Here is a 15,808-nt window from a genome sequence, read left to right on the forward strand (position 1 = left end):
TTAAACTATAGTCTTATAACAATCTAAAATTATCTTCTATTTTGTTCTTTTTTAGCTCTTCTACAAGATATACATCTTGTTGGCTCATTATCGAATCCTTTTTCCTTGTAGAATTCTTGCTCTCCTACTGAAAATATGAATTCACTTCCGCAATCTCTGCATGTTATTGTCTTATCTGTCATAAATATTCCTCCTAAAATTAAAGATTCTAAATTGATATATAATCTCTAACTTTTGAGAAACTATTTACCTGAATTTGAAACTTTTTTTGTTAGCTCTTGGCTACTTATTTATAATAACACATGTATTATTATATTGCAATGAATTTTTAAAAAATTTTAAAAATAATTAAATTTCTAACCAATATTATTTTTGATAATCGCATATATCGACTCGTAATATGCCTTTAAAAATCATTATTAGAAATTTCCCTTGGCCATGAAAGTAATGATTTACGGGATATTTTTAACTGCTTTTCTCTTGGAAAATTCAAATCACAGAAATAATTATGATAATTAGCTGTCCACACATACTTGTCCCACACATTTGTATTTTCTTTATGTATAGATAACATTTCTTCAATCTTCATTTTATGTCTTAACAATAACTCTATTTGTAATTTTTCAAATTCGTATTCATTTTCGCATTCAGTATAATATTTAAAAATAGTTGTTAGATAATTTAAAAACCATTGTCCATCATTATCAATTAATATTTTATTACGTTGAGGATAACACTCATAATTTTTTATATACTTTTGTAATCTATCTACAGTTTTATTGTCTAGTATTATTCTTGGATAACAAGCTAACTTACTTTCAGTTATATGGGCATCTAAAAGAGCTGGTCCAAAAACTATATCTTCATTTATATAGAAATCACCAACACTTATTCCCCCTCTAACAAACAACCCTTCTATAGATAAGTTAAATTGATATTCAGATACATTCTCTAGTATCTCATATAACTCTTCTTGACCATCTCCCTTTATAGGATATCCAACGATCATATTATCGGTATATATTTTTATTTTTCCTTGGCTGTACTTATTAGGAATTATACATTGCTTATTTTTATTTATAAGATGGCTAACTTCTCTTAGCAGTTTATCCCCATAGCCATTTTTACAAGAATTAACTATCATTTCTGAAAATCCTAATATATCTATAGCACATACTACAGAGTTAACAAGCATTGGATTATCTTGATTATACTTTTGCTTATTCATATTATCACATCCTTACTTTGACTATTAAATATTTTAGCACCTTAAAAATTAAATTTCTACATACTAAAATTTTTAAATGGTCTAGTGAGTATATAAATTTAATTTTTAAATGTCTACGAACTCTCCTAAAATCAAAAAAGACTATAGTTTAAACTATAGTCTTATAACAATCTAAAATTATCTTCTATTTTGTTCTTTTTTAGCTCTTCTACAAGATATACATCTTGTTGGCTCATTATCGAATCCTTTTTCCTTGTAGAATTCTTGCTCTCCTACTGAAAATATGAATTCACTTCCGCAATCTCTGCATGTTATTGTCTTATCTGTCATAAATATTCCTCCTAAAATTAAAGATTCTAAATTGATATATAATCTCTAACTTTTGAGAAACTATTTACCTGAATTTGAAACTTTTTTTGTTAGCTCTTGGCTACTTATTTATAATAACACATGTATTATTATATTGCAATGAATTTTTAAAAAATTTTAAAAATAATTAAATTTCTAACCAATATTATTTTTGATAATCGCATATATCGACTCGTAATATGCCTTTAAAAATCATTATTAGAAATTTCCCTTGGCCATGAAAGTAATGATTTACGGGATATTTTTAACTGCTTTTCTCTTGGAAAATTCAAATCACAGAAATAATTATGATAATTAGCTGTCCACACATACTTGTCCCACACATTTGTATTTTCTTTATGTATAGATAACATTTCTTCAATCTTCATTTTATGTCTTAACAATAACTCTATTTGTAATTTTTCAAATTCGTATTCATTTTCGCATTCAGTATAATATTTAAAAATAGTTGTTAGATAATTTAAAAACCATTGTCCATCATTATCAATTAATATTTTATTACGTTGAGGATAACACTCATAATTTTTTATATACTTTTGTAATCTATCTACAGTTTTATTGTCTAGTATTATTCTTGGATAACAAGCTAACTTACTTTCAGTTATATGGGCATCTAAAAGAGCTGGTCCAAAAACTATATCTTCATTTATATAGAAATCACCAACACTTATTCCCCCTCTAACAAACAACCCTTCTATAGATAAGTTAAATTGATATTCAGATACATTCTCTAGTATCTCATATAACTCTTCTTGACCATCTCCCTTTATAGGATATCCAACGATCATATTATCGGTATATATTTTTATTTTTCCTTGGCTGTACTTATTAGGAATTATACATTGCTTATTTTTATTTATAAGATGGCTAACTTCTCTTAGCAGTTTATCCCCATAGCCATTTTTACAAGAATTAACTATCATTTCTGAAAATCCTAATATATCTATAGCACATACTACAGAGTTAACAAGCATTGGATTATCTTGATTATACTTTTGCTTATTCATATTATCACATCCTTACTTTGACTATTAAATATTTTAGCACCTTAAAAATTAAATTTCTACATACTAAAATTTTTAAATGGTCTAGTGAGTATATAAATTTAATTTTTAAATGTCTACGAACTCTCCTAAAATCAAAAAAGACTATAGTTTAAACTATAGTCTTATAACAATCTAAAATTATCTTCTATTTTGTTCTTTTTTAGCTCTTCTACAAGATATACATCTTGTTGGCTCATTATCGAATCCTTTTTCCTTGTAGAATTCTTGCTCTCCTACTGAAAATATGAATTCACTTCCGCAATCTCTGCATGTTATTGTCTTATCTGTCATAAATATTCCTCCTAAAATTAAAGATTCTAAATTGATATATAATCTCTAACTTTTGAGAAACTATTTACCTGAATTTGAAACTTTTTTTGTTAGCTCTTGGCTACTTATTTATAATAACACATGTATTATTATATTGCAATGAATTTTTAAAAAATTTTAAAAATAATTAAATTTCTAACCAATATTATTTTTGATAATCGCATATATCGACTCGTAATATGCCTTTAAAAATCATTATTAGAAATTTCCCTTGGCCATGAAAGTAATGATTTACGGGATATTTTTAACTGCTTTTCTCTTGGAAAATTCAAATCACAGAAATAATTATGATAATTAGCTGTCCACACATACTTGTCCCACACATTTGTATTTTCTTTATGTATAGATAACATTTCTTCAATCTTCATTTTATGTCTTAACAATAACTCTATTTGTAATTTTTCAAATTCGTATTCATTTTCGCATTCAGTATAATATTTAAAAATAGTTGTTAGATAATTTAAAAACCATTGTCCATCATTATCAATTAATATTTTATTACGTTGAGGATAACACTCATAATTTTTTATATACTTTTGTAATCTATCTACAGTTTTATTGTCTAGTATTATTCTTGGATAACAAGCTAACTTACTTTCAGTTATATGGGCATCTAAAAGAGCTGGTCCAAAAACTATATCTTCATTTATATAGAAATCACCAACACTTATTCCCCCTCTAACAAACAACCCTTCTATAGATAAGTTAAATTGATATTCAGATACATTCTCTAGTATCTCATATAACTCTTCTTGACCATCTCCCTTTATAGGATATCCAACGATCATATTATCGGTATATATTTTTATTTTTCCTTGGCTGTACTTATTAGGAATTATACATTGCTTATTTTTATTTATAAGATGGCTAACTTCTCTTAGCAGTTTATCCCCATAGCCATTTTTACAAGAATTAACTATCATTTCTGAAAATCCTAATATATCTATAGCACATACTACAGAGTTAACAAGCATTGGATTATCTTGATTATACTTTTGCTTATTCATATTATCACATCCTTACTTTGACTATTAAATATTTTAGCACCTTAAAAATTAAATTTCTACATACTAAAATTTTTAAATGGTCTAGTGAGTATATAAATTTAATTTTTAAATGTCTACGAACTCTCCTAAAATCAAAAAAGACTATAGTTTAAACTATAGTCTTATAACAATCTAAAATTATCTTCTATTTTGTTCTTTTTTAGCTCTTCTACAAGATATACATCTTGTTGGCTCATTATCGAATCCTTTTTCCTTGTAGAATTCTTGCTCTCCTACTGAAAATATGAATTCACTTCCGCAATCTCTGCATGTTATTGTCTTATCTGTCATAAATATTCCTCCTAAAATTAAAGATTCTAAATTGATATATAATCTCTAACTTTTGAGAAACTATTTACCTGAATTTGAAACTTTTTTTGTTAGCTCTTGGCTACTTATTTATAATAACACATGTATTATTATATTGCAATGAATTTTTAAAAAATTTTAAAAATAATTAAATTTCTAACCAATATTATTTTTGATAATCGCATATATCGACTCGTAATATGCCTTTAAAAATCATTATTAGAAATTTCCCTTGGCCATGAAAGTAATGATTTACGGGATATTTTTAACTGCTTTTCTCTTGGAAAATTCAAATCACAGAAATAATTATGATAATTAGCTGTCCACACATACTTGTCCCACACATTTGTATTTTCTTTATGTATAGATAACATTTCTTCAATCTTCATTTTATGTCTTAACAATAACTCTATTTGTAATTTTTCAAATTCGTATTCATTTTCGCATTCAGTATAATATTTAAAAATAGTTGTTAGATAATTTAAAAACCATTGTCCATCATTATCAATTAATATTTTATTACGTTGAGGATAACACTCATAATTTTTTATATACTTTTGTAATCTATCTACAGTTTTATTGTCTAGTATTATTCTTGGATAACAAGCTAACTTACTTTCAGTTATATGGGCATCTAAAAGAGCTGGTCCAAAAACTATATCTTCATTTATATAGAAATCACCAACACTTATTCCCCCTCTAACAAACAACCCTTCTATAGATAAGTTAAATNGAATTTTATTATATTGCAATGAATTTTTAAAAAATTTTAAAAATAATTAAATTTCTAATCAGTATTTCTATTATAAATCGCGTAAATCGACTTCTGCTAATATTTTTTCAAATGAATTCTAGCCACCGTTTCATCCTCATCCCAATATATTCTATCAGCTACTAAAGCTTCATCATTTAAAATAACTCTAGGAACATTTAATTCTTTTGCCTTAGGGCTAGTTCCTAAAATAAAATCTCTAAAAACTCTATAGGATGACTCATCAATAAGATGCCCAAAATGACGATATACTGGTTTTCCATCAAGAATATACTCTTGAAACTTAAAAATATTTCTAACTATTTGTCGTAGTGGTTCTTCTGTAATCCACATAAACATAGTCTTTCCTGCTCTTGGTGTCTGCTTTCCAGTTCTTCCTCCTACTTTTACCCAATAAAATTTTTTATTATTTCTTGACCACGCCATAGTTGGACATACCTTTACACAAGCACCACATCCTATACATTTATCAACTTGCTTTGCTGCTTTTCCATTTTCCCCATACAAAGCGTTTGTAACATGTTGCTTACACTCTCTAACACAAGCACCACACCCTATACATCTTTCGTAATCATAATCTATTTTAGATATTCCCATTATTCCAAAGTCACAAAAATTAGCCTTCGCACAATCATTAGGACATCCAGCCACAGCAATCTTTATATGATAATCATTTGGATATATATCTTTTTCTAATTTCCTAGCAAGAGATATAGTATCTATATTTGCATATGTACAATGATATGATCCTATACAATTCATGATATTTCTAGCTCCAATAGTTGCATATCCTTGATCCACAGTATCTAACTCTATTCCACAGATGTTAACTTCTAATTCTTGTATTATAGGAGCTAATAACTTATTCACATTATTAATATCTTTATATAATATATCTGGTATAGATAGCTTTTGTCTTGTCTGCATATGAATTTTCCCACTACCATATTTTTCCGCAATTTCTTGAACTATTGGTAATAGGTTTGCAGGAAAAATACTTCCTGGAACTCTTATGCTTACCATAAAATTTCCTCTAACCTTGGATTCTCTATATTCATTATTTCTTAATTTTGCTAAATCTAAATTGCCTATCATAATAATTCACCTCCTAGTCAACTAGACTTTTTGCTTCTTTATAATTAAATATTGGGCCATTAAGACATACATAGGTTTCATTTATTCTACAGTGACCACATTTACCAACTGCACAACTCATATTTCTCTCAAAACTTAACCATATATTTTCATCTTTAATATCATATTTTTTAACTTCCAAAGCTGTAAATTTCATCATTGCTGGTGGCCCTACTATTACAATATTCAAATTATTAATTTGCGACCTATTATGTAATATCTTTAATTTATCTAAATGTTGAGTAACTAATCCAACATAGTTTCCTTCTGTTTCTTCACCCTTATCTAAAGTAACAACTACATTCATTTCTTCTTTCCATTTGTTAATATCCTCTTTAAATAATATTGCTTCTTTATCTTTAAATCCTAATAATAGCTCTATATCTTTAACTAAACTTCTATTTTTACAAATTTTTTGTATCATAGATCTAACAGGTGCTACTCCAGATCCACCTGCAATGATTATTAATTCTTTACCTTCATACTCTTCAAAAGGGAATCCATTTCCATAAGGACCTCTTAACCCTATTCTATCACCTGATTTTAAATTAAATATAGCATCTGTAACCTTACCAACTTTTCGTATTAAAAGTTCTATATATCCGTCTTCAACATTAAAATCACTTACAGAAATAGGAGCTTCACCAACTTTCGGAATAGACACTTGTAAAAACTGTCCATAATTTATTTCACTAGCTTTATCATATTTTACTTTAAACAAATACTCTATTGGAGTTTGTTCTATTATTTCAATTAACTCATAATATTGTGGTAACACATTATTCTTCATTAACTCGAACCTCCCTTACTACTTCTGGATACTCTTCTTCTAAAACCTTAGTTAATTTATTAACTGTTTCTATATAGGAAATGTATTTAGGACATGTATCTTCACATCTACCACAACCTACACACATATTTCCCTCTCCAAAAAGTTTTTTAAAGTCATATACTTTATGTAAAACATGATACCTTCCCTTTGCCATATTAGTTTCTCTAAACATATGACCACCAGCCATAAGTGAAAAACTATCAAAATGACAACTAGTCCATATCCTTCTCTTCTCCCCTGCATTCTTATTTTCTGAATAAAATAAATCCGAAGTTGTAAAGCAAGTACATGTTGGACAATTTAAATTACATCTACCACACTTAATACACCTTTCATAATCTCCCCAAATTCTTTCATCATTTGCTACTTCACTAGGTATTTCTTTTACATGTGGAACATTAACTTTAATTTCATTTTGATCTACATAATGAAAATTGTAATCCACCTCTTCTATTCCTAAACTATCAAAAAACTTATGAAAACTTTGTTCATCAACTTCTATAAATATATCTTTTTCATCTACCTTCATTCCCATTACATGATCATCAGTTTTATTGCCTCCCATTGAAACGCAAAAACAATTTCTGTAGGAATGTGGACATTCTAATATAATAAAATTAACCTTGCTTCTTAATCTATTGTAGTAAAAATCTGGTTCACCATTTCTATAATATAGAGTATCTAACCTATGTATTCCTGTAATATCACAAGCTCTTGCTATAACTAACTTTTCCTTAAATTTATCCTTAGGTACTTTAAACTCATCTTCATTAAAATAAAGTATTGTCTGCGTTATTGGAAAAACAACTTCCTTAGCTGATGAGTTGGACTTTTCTCTAAATTCAATATCAGCAAAATTATGAACTGTATCATATCTTATATAATCTGTATCCGCAAAATTGCCTTTTCCAGCAAATCTTTTAGGTCCCCATATTTCATACTTACTTTCTAAAGCCTTCAGTAAATCATTAAACTGTTTTACCTCTAACTTATATCCCATGTTATCAACTCCTATATTTTGTAGTTGTTTTATTTTTCACAACTTGGTGCCTTTTTATTCTACTAAAATCCATCATAATTTAGGAATTAGTAAGTACTTAAGTTAAAAATTTATGACTATTATAGAATGGACCAATTAACTCTAATTTATCTAAATTTTGATAATAGGGTGAAATAATGTATAATAATAAAGTAATTTATTAAGGGTGGTGATGCTATTGTATTCTAAAAATATGATTTCTAGATGTATTAAAGCACTTCCTGAAACAATGGTATCTTTAATAATATTCTTTTCAAATCAAGTATTTTTCGGAATAGAAAACTCAATAATGGGAATTTATATGACACTGGCTTTTAAGAAGAAAGTGAATAAATTTCATACTATTAATGAGTACTTTAAGGATTTATTAATCCACTTCTTTATTGTTCTAACAGCTTTTATAGCTACAATAAACTTACCTTTAACTATATTAGTTAATCTTATAGTTTGCTTTATATTAGTTTACACATTAACAGATGAGTACAATCATACAGATTACTTCCATTATGTAATGGGATTTATTTTGTTACAATCTCTTCCTATAACCTTAGAAAGATTACCCTATAGACTAATTGCAATTATTTATTCCAACACAGTAGTTTATATTGGGTTTAGTTTTTTTTCGCCGAAGAAAATATATGAAGGATTTAACAAGTTAACCTTCTCTGGATTAAGTATTATAAAAAATGAACTAAAGTTATTACTAGATGGGAAATTTGATGATATTTCAAAGAATCAAGAACAAATATTCATTATAAATAAAGAAATAAGTAATTTAATTTATGAAAATAGGCGTAGAAACTATTTTACAGTAATTAGTGGGCAAGGATATTTCCCCTTCTCTACCTTATTTCAACACTTCAATATTTTTATAGATGAATTTGTTAAGAATAAAAACATTTTAGAAATAGAAGAAAATATATCTTGTTTAAAGGAACTAATTAATATAATTGAAAATATTCCAAAAGACTTTTATTTAGGAAATAATGATGAATATGTTGAAGGATTAATTAAATTTACTAGTAATTATAGAATAACTGATAATTATTTAGAAAATTATCTTATCTATATAATTAATTTACTTGCATCAATCTTAGATTATTTTTCAGAAGACTTTGTAAATAAAAGTAACTTAATTCATAAAGAATGGATAATTCCAAGTAAATCTAGACCTCTAGGAAGACTTATAGACCACTTTACGTTAAATTCATTTAAGCTTAGATTTGCATTAAGGTTATCAATAGTAGTCTCTTTAGGATTTGCATTAGAAAAATTTTTAAATTTACCTAAGGGGTATTGGCTTCCTCTAAATATATTTGTTTTAATAATACCTTTCTATGAAGATAGTTTAAAAAAGGTTGTTAGCAGATTAAAAGGAACATTAATAGGAATAATTTTATCTTTTTTATTATTTACAATATTTAAAACAAGAACAGCGCATATGATAATAATGGCTTTATCCAACCTACTTATTTATTCTATGAATAATTACGTATCAATTTCCATATATATTACTTGCTCTTCATTATCTATAGCAAGTTTAACTATGGGAACTGAAGAAACAATTATATTAAGGCTTTTGTATGTATTTATTTCGGCAGGAGTAGCATTATTAGCTAATAGATTTATGCTTCAATCAAACAACTCTAAAGAGGTAGTAAACTGGTTTAATAAACTCATTCGATTGGATAGAGCTCTTATAAGGGAATTGAATAATCTTTTAAATGGTTCCAATGATAGCAATATAATAAGAGAAATATTACTTAAAGTTAATCTTGTTAATAATAAAATCCAATTACATTCTAATTCTCTAGATATGAATATTGATATAAAAAAATATTTACAAGTAAACAGTCAGTTTATAATTGAAATTGAACATATAATTAGTATTATTGAAGTTATGGATAAGAATAGAATCAATAAAGATGAGCTTTATATTTTAACTGGTAATATGAATAGAATACTAGATATAATAGAAAGCACTATAAATAATAATAAACCTTTGAACAGTATTTCATTGGATGATATTCAAAAGCGTGGAGTTATATCTGATAGTATTTATATAACTGATCATTTAAATAGATGTATAGATAAAATGAATGAGTTATATTATATTTCAAAGAAAAAGTTAAGTTCATAATAAAAATAGCTATATATTGTATTAATACAATATATAGCTATTTTTATCTTACCACTTTCCGTTAGCCATATGTCCTGCAAGTTCTGCCTTGCATCTTTGCTTGATAACCCATGCTTCATTTTTAGCTTTTTCAAAACCATTTACACATTTTGGATCAAGATTAATTTCTATACCTTCTTTTGCAAGTTTTGCGATTTTATCTGCTAATACAATCATTTCTGCATGTATGCTATTAGTTCTATCTGAAGCATAAATTTTTTCAGCTTCTTCACTGCTAAGCTCAACAAATTTTTCTTTTCCTAAATTACACTTTGGACAAACCTCTGGTGCTTCTAATCCTTCATGTACATATCCACAAACTACACATTTAAATAACTTCTTCATAATTAACTCTCCCTATATCTATACATTTTTATTATTTTCTTTTTTCTGAAATTTCTATATTTATATAATACAACTTCTAATATATATTGTCAACTAATAATAATTATTATTTATTATGTTTTAAATCTAGCTTTTAAATAATTTCTATACTCTTACTTTTAGCCTTACTTATAATTTCCATAGTTCCATCAAATATTAGCTCTAATCCTAAAATGATTATATGATGTCCAATTTTTCCAAAGGGATCAAACACTAAAACAAAGGATAAACAAAACTCTATGAGAGCTTTAAATATTATTGATATCCATTTATCCTTATTAAAAAAATTATATAATGCAACATTTAAATAATTTGCAGCCTTTACTAATCCATGTAATCCCCAAAACATTCCTACTATAAATAATGCATCATTTCTTTTTATTAAAACACCTAATCCTATAGCAATTAAAATAAAAGATTTCTCCAAGTTATTTTTTTCAAGACTAGCATAATCCTTATCCTTAACCCCTTCAATAAATTGAATAATCCCCTTTATTAATAATATTCCACCACAAACTATTGGCAATAATGGTAGTAATTTATCTCCATATATTAAGCAAATTGATCCGTTCACTACAATTAATATAGATTCTATATAGTTTAACTTTTTATACTTCAATTTATCACTCCTTAAAAATCCCATTGTCCTCTTAAAATCATTGCTACAAAACTTTACTAATAATTCTATTAAAATTACCTTGTTATAATTATATCAACTTACTTTTTAATTTTAAAGTTAACTCAGACATAATCTTATGTGTTTTTATACTCTCTTACTCTCCAATTAGCTTCAACGTATATAAGCTTATCATTCAAATAAAAAAGTATTTCCATCTATTTTACTCATACACATATTTGGTTCATTAGATAAAAATATAAAAAATATTTTTATTACTTAAATTTCTTGTGTTATAATATTTGTATAATTTTTATACGAAAATAAAACGGATTTATAATTAAAATATATCTAAATATAATCAATATTTGAAATCTGTAAAGCATAGGAGATGGTACAATGAACTATTTACTTTGCCATTTTGGTAAATTAAAATTATACAATTCCTTTAAATCACATAAGAATACTCAATTAAAAAATGATACTTTTAGTAATATTGATGTAGATGAGTTACATTCAAGCCCCAATTTTAATCTATTGAACCAATATAATATAAATAGATTACCTATCATCAAATCAAATAAAAGCTTTAATTTATCTATAAATAACAATTTATCTACTTATTCCGATGGTATTATATTTTTAGAAAATTATTCACCAAATAATTTTCCTAAAAATAATTTTAAAATGCTTTTAAATGAAAATTTAAAATATAAAAAAAATAGCTCCAATAATATTTCCTATTCTCCTCACAGTATTTCTCTTGATAAATTTATTTATAATATGAATTTATCTTCAGCTCCATCAATACTTAATTCATTATCTACAAAAAAATGGATTGATAGAAATTTTTTAAAAGGAAATAAAAATAATCAAACAAAATCTATTAAAAGATTAAAAGCTTATGCCTTAACATCTTATAGTAAACATAGATCAAATATATTAGACACGTTATAATTGAATCCAAAATAAAAAGTCACAAAACTTATAGTTAATTGAAAGAAAGAGGTACTATATTTTTATATACTATAAAAATATCAATATTAAATTATAAAAAATAGTATAAATAGATTGATTCTATTTATACTATTTTTTATTATAAAACTCTTAATTTGCCTCTAAATACTCATAATACTTTCACTCCCTAAAGTCATACTTTTTATTTTTACCTTATTTAAAGCAACTTCTTCTTCTCCAATTATCACAATATTCTCTACACCTATTTTATTAGCATAATTCATTTTTTTCTTTAATGACTCATCTTCAAAATATATAGATGCTGCATAGCCTTTTCCTTGTAAATCTTTCATCACCTTACAGCAATACTCTATTGTATCACCTATAGGTAATATCAAATAATCTATGCTCTTTTTAAATTTATAATTATCTATAAATCCTATCTCCTTTAATACAAAAAATAACCTAGTTAATCCTATTGATATACCAACTCCAGGTAATATATTGTTAGTATAGTTTTCAGCTAAATTATCATATCGCCCCCCTGAACATATAGAACCCAAACTTTCATTTCCCTCTAATATTGTTTCAAATACTGTTCCAGTATAATAATCTAATCCTCTTATAATTTTTAAGTTTATTTTAAATTCATTCTCTTCTACACCTAGTATTGATAATATACTACATACTTTACTTAACTCATCTACCCCTTCAATAAAGTATTTGTTTTTAATTCTAAGACTTAATAGTTGCTCTTTTATATTTTTACTACTTCCACTTATATCTAATATTTCATTAATATATTTACATTTTTCAAAGCCTATAATAGCTTCTAACTCTCTTGAAAATATATCTTTTCCTATCTTTTCATATTTATCTATTAATATCATAACTTCATTAACATTCTCTACTTCTAATTCTTCTAATAATCCCTTTAATATCTTTCTATTGCTTATTTGAAATCTGTATTTTTCTAGACCTATTGCTTTAAAAGCTTTAGAAGCCAAACTTATAACCCAAGCATCATTCTCTATACTTAATTTTTCTTTGCCAATAACATCTACATCACATTGATAAAATTCTCTATACCTTCCCCTTTGATTTCTTTCTCCTCTATAAACTTTACCTATTTGATACCTTCTAAATGGAAAAACCATATCATTATAATATTGTGCCACATATCTAGCGAAAGGTACCGTTAAATCAAATCTTAAAGCTAGCTTATTCTTTCCCTTTTCAAAACTATATACTTGCTTTTCCGTTTCACCACCAGTCTTCGCCAATAACACTTCAGCCTTTTCTATTATTGGCGTATCTATTGCTAAACACCCATTATCTTCATATACCTTTGATATCTTTGATACTATATCATTAAATATTTGCTGCTCTCTTGGTAATAACTCCATAAAACCTGGTAGTATGCTTGGTTTTATTATATTTTTCTTCATATTAAATCACTCCTATAATAATATTATTTTTTTATATAACAAAAAGCCATGTAGGCATATATCCCACATGGCTTAAATAAATTATGGTTACACTTAATTTATCATTACCAGAGATACAAGCCTAACTCCAATAGACTTGTATCTGATTTTAAACAGACCAAGTCTCTAGTAATGATGATGAATTAAATTTTCTTTAACAATATTAAGTATAAACATAAACATCCTCCAAAAAACTATATTTCTTAGTATTATATATTACTCTTATATACTTTTCAATTATATACTATTATTTTTCCTAAATAATAACTCTAATTTATATATTCATAAATATTGTACGGTAAATAATCAATTTCTATAGAGTTTAATGAGTATATTATATAGTTACCCCTTCTTACCTTACTTACTAATTTTGCTTCTAACAATAACTTTAAAGCTTTAGATACTGCTGCTTCCGATATATTTAATATAACACTTAATTCTTGAGTACTTTTCCCTATAGGATTTATTTCACTTAATATCCTAAGCCGTGTGGCATCCCCTAAAGCCTTAAGCTTCCTTTCTAAATCTTTAGGGCACTTATCTTCATTATTATCTAACTCTATTAAGGCAGTTAAATTAATGCTATGTTTATCTTTTCCTAAAAGTAAATGTGGGCTTATAAAAGTAGAAACATTAATATTTATATACTTTAAATCTACTAACTTTACTCTAAACTCCTTAAACTTATAAAATACTATTTCATCTTCCAGAACCTCTATTCTACTATGAATACTATCTGTAAGATAAAAAATTCCCTTATCTTTTCCTAAAGTTAATTTTCTCTTTAATTCCCTAATAATAATTGGTTCTATATACTTTAACTCACTTTGAAAAATCTCAATATAAAAATTTCTTAGAAATCTTAAGAGTTCTTTATAATATATGTTTGTTATTCTTTTATTGTAGTTTTTAAATACTCCATTTATCTTATACAAAGGCACATCTTCAAGAAAATCTAATGCACTTATTATATTTAAATCTGAGCACTCTTTAAAATCATTGCAAAAATCCATTATTATTAAATATTCATCTGTAATTAAAGAAAATTTATTAATATCCTTTTTCATATTTTCCGTCATTAAAGTCTTTATTTTTTCTACCCATTTCTCTCTATGTATATGATGCTGACTATTTGAAAGCACATGTAATGCACAAAACATTTCAAATAATGGTGAATATACAAATTCAACAACTATTCCCTTTTCATAAATTGCATCTACCCTCATAATTAATCAACATCCTTTTATTTAAAAATAAGTAAAGTTTCCTGTTTTTCTACTATGCTTTTCAACGATTTTAATAATGGTTACTGAAGCTGTATATTCAATAATTATTATAGCAACTCCTATTATGATAAAATTACCTAAATATATACTGCTACCACCACTCAATATTACCTTTCTAACTCCTTCTATAGCATATGTTAATGGAAAAACAACACTAATAGCCTTTGCCCAAATAGGAAATACCACTACTGGAACTTTTACCCCTGAAAAAATCTCCATGGGCTCTTCTAGTATGGTAAATAAAAATCCTGAATCTCTTGAAAATAAAAACAATGAATTTAAAAGCATTCCCCATAGTACAGCCATTATCAAAGTAATTAATAAAACTATTATTAATCCTAAATAATTTATATTTAAAACTTCCTTTTTAAATATAATAACTCCAATAGAAAAACATACCATAACTACTACACTTTCAAAAAGTGATGACATTGCATTACCTAGTATAACAGCTTGTCTAGAAGCTGGGGATAAATATATTAACTCTAATGTACCACTTATTCTCTCGAAAGAAAAGTTCCAAGCTGATTGAACTAAACTTCTAAATAAACTCATAGTCATATATCCTAATAAAAGATATATAATAATATTTTCTTCATTTAAATAAGGTATTTTACTATTTATTATCTTAAAAGGTTTAAAACTATAATAACTAGTTATAAAATTTAAAACAGGCCATATAAATAATGATACATAAATTATTTTACTATGAAAATAATTTAAATGTTGTTTCTTACATTCTGCCTTTACTACTTTAAAAAACTCCTTCATAATATAAACCACTCTTTCTTAAA

The 15,808-nt window shown here is 26.0% G+C and carries 17 protein-coding genes; 2 read left to right on the forward strand and 15 right to left on the reverse strand.

From position 1 onward, the window contains the following. Window positions 1–29: 29 nt before the first annotated feature. The 10 genes from BN6774_RS00570 to asrA all read right to left on the reverse strand — a co-directional run bounded on the left by BN6774_RS00570 (window position 30) and on the right by asrA (window position 8,066). Window positions 30–182 (reverse strand): zinc-ribbon domain-containing protein, encoded by a 153-nt coding sequence (locus tag BN6774_RS00570; RefSeq protein ID WP_008677353.1) that lies wholly within the window; start codon window positions 180–182, stop codon window positions 30–32. A gap of 224 nt (window positions 183–406) precedes the next feature. Next, window positions 407–1,228 carry a hypothetical protein gene (locus tag BN6774_RS00575; RefSeq protein WP_066889199.1) on the reverse strand — a complete coding sequence of 274 codons (822 nt, stop codon included), beginning with the start codon at window positions 1,226–1,228 and terminating at the stop codon, window positions 407–409. 177 nt (window positions 1,229–1,405) lie between these two features. Next, window positions 1,406–1,558, reverse strand: a complete 153-nt coding sequence (locus tag BN6774_RS00580) for a zinc-ribbon domain-containing protein (RefSeq protein ID WP_008677353.1) — start codon at window positions 1,556–1,558, stop codon at window positions 1,406–1,408. Window positions 1,559–1,782: 224 nt separating this feature from the next. Next, window positions 1,783–2,604: a hypothetical protein gene (locus BN6774_RS00585; RefSeq protein WP_066889199.1), complete on the reverse strand. Its 822-nt coding sequence runs from the start codon at window positions 2,602–2,604 to the stop codon at window positions 1,783–1,785. Window positions 2,605–2,781: 177 nt separating this feature from the next. Further along, complete coding sequence (locus BN6774_RS00590) at window positions 2,782–2,934, reverse strand: zinc-ribbon domain-containing protein (RefSeq protein ID WP_008677353.1); 153 nt, start codon at window positions 2,932–2,934, stop codon at window positions 2,782–2,784. Window positions 2,935–3,158: 224 nt separating this feature from the next. Continuing rightward, window positions 3,159–3,980, reverse strand: coding sequence for a hypothetical protein (locus tag BN6774_RS00595; protein WP_066889199.1), 822 nt, complete (start codon window positions 3,978–3,980; stop codon window positions 3,159–3,161). Window positions 3,981–4,157: 177 nt separating this feature from the next. Then, the gene (locus tag BN6774_RS00600) at window positions 4,158–4,310 is read right to left on the reverse strand and encodes a zinc-ribbon domain-containing protein (RefSeq protein WP_008677353.1); all 153 of its coding nucleotides are present in this window, start codon (window positions 4,308–4,310) and stop codon (window positions 4,158–4,160) included. Between the two features lie 847 nt (window positions 4,311–5,157). Beyond that, a complete protein-coding gene (asrC, locus tag BN6774_RS00610; protein ID WP_066889197.1) occupies window positions 5,158–6,195 on the reverse strand; it encodes a sulfite reductase subunit C in 1,038 nt (345 codons plus the stop codon). A gap of 13 nt (window positions 6,196–6,208) precedes the next feature. Continuing rightward, window positions 6,209–7,024 carry an anaerobic sulfite reductase subunit AsrB gene (gene asrB / locus BN6774_RS00615; RefSeq protein ID WP_066889202.1) on the reverse strand — a complete coding sequence of 272 codons (816 nt, stop codon included), beginning with the start codon at window positions 7,022–7,024 and terminating at the stop codon, window positions 6,209–6,211. Continuing rightward, a complete protein-coding gene (asrA, locus tag BN6774_RS00620; protein ID WP_066889204.1) occupies window positions 7,014–8,066 on the reverse strand; it encodes an anaerobic sulfite reductase subunit AsrA in 1,053 nt (350 codons plus the stop codon). The genes asrB and asrA overlap by 11 nt, the downstream gene beginning before the upstream one ends. Window positions 8,067–8,298: 232 nt before the next feature. Between asrA and BN6774_RS00625 the strand changes: the two genes are divergently transcribed. Beyond that, window positions 8,299–10,245 carry an FUSC family protein gene (locus BN6774_RS00625; protein ID WP_159426797.1) on the forward strand — a complete coding sequence of 649 codons (1,947 nt, stop codon included), beginning with the start codon at window positions 8,299–8,301 and terminating at the stop codon, window positions 10,243–10,245. Between the two features lie 48 nt (window positions 10,246–10,293). Here the strand turns inward: BN6774_RS00625 and BN6774_RS00630 are convergent, their stop codons facing one another. Beyond that, window positions 10,294–10,629 (reverse strand): rubredoxin-like domain-containing protein, encoded by a 336-nt coding sequence (locus BN6774_RS00630; protein ID WP_066889208.1) that lies wholly within the window; start codon window positions 10,627–10,629, stop codon window positions 10,294–10,296. Between the two features lie 133 nt (window positions 10,630–10,762). Then, window positions 10,763–11,287 carry a DUF308 domain-containing protein gene (locus tag BN6774_RS00635; RefSeq protein WP_159426798.1) on the reverse strand — a complete coding sequence of 175 codons (525 nt, stop codon included), beginning with the start codon at window positions 11,285–11,287 and terminating at the stop codon, window positions 10,763–10,765. 396 nt (window positions 11,288–11,683) lie between these two features. Here BN6774_RS00635 and BN6774_RS00640 point away from each other — a divergent pair, with 396 nt between their 5' ends. Continuing rightward, window positions 11,684–12,241, forward strand: a complete 558-nt coding sequence (locus tag BN6774_RS00640) for a hypothetical protein (protein WP_066889212.1) — start codon at window positions 11,684–11,686, stop codon at window positions 12,239–12,241. 161 nt (window positions 12,242–12,402) lie between these two features. Here the strand turns inward: BN6774_RS00640 and hisS are convergent, their stop codons facing one another. The 3 genes from hisS to BN6774_RS00655 form a co-directional block, all read right to left on the reverse strand. Beyond that, window positions 12,403–13,689, reverse strand: a complete 1,287-nt coding sequence (hisS, locus tag BN6774_RS00645; protein ID WP_066889214.1) for a histidine--tRNA ligase — start codon at window positions 13,687–13,689, stop codon at window positions 12,403–12,405. A gap of 308 nt (window positions 13,690–13,997) precedes the next feature. Beyond that, on the reverse strand, window positions 13,998–14,954 hold the full coding sequence (locus BN6774_RS00650) for an ArsR/SmtB family transcription factor (RefSeq protein WP_066889216.1): 957 nt from the start codon (window positions 14,952–14,954) through the stop codon (window positions 13,998–14,000). Between the two features lie 21 nt (window positions 14,955–14,975). Further along, window positions 14,976–15,785, reverse strand: coding sequence for an ABC transporter permease (locus tag BN6774_RS00655; RefSeq protein ID WP_066889217.1), 810 nt, complete (start codon window positions 15,783–15,785; stop codon window positions 14,976–14,978). Between the last annotated feature and the right edge of the window lie 23 nt (window positions 15,786–15,808).

Source organism: Clostridium nigeriense (assembly GCF_900086595.1).
GTDB classification, from domain to species: domain Bacteria; phylum Bacillota; class Clostridia; order Clostridiales; family Clostridiaceae; genus Clostridium; species Clostridium nigeriense.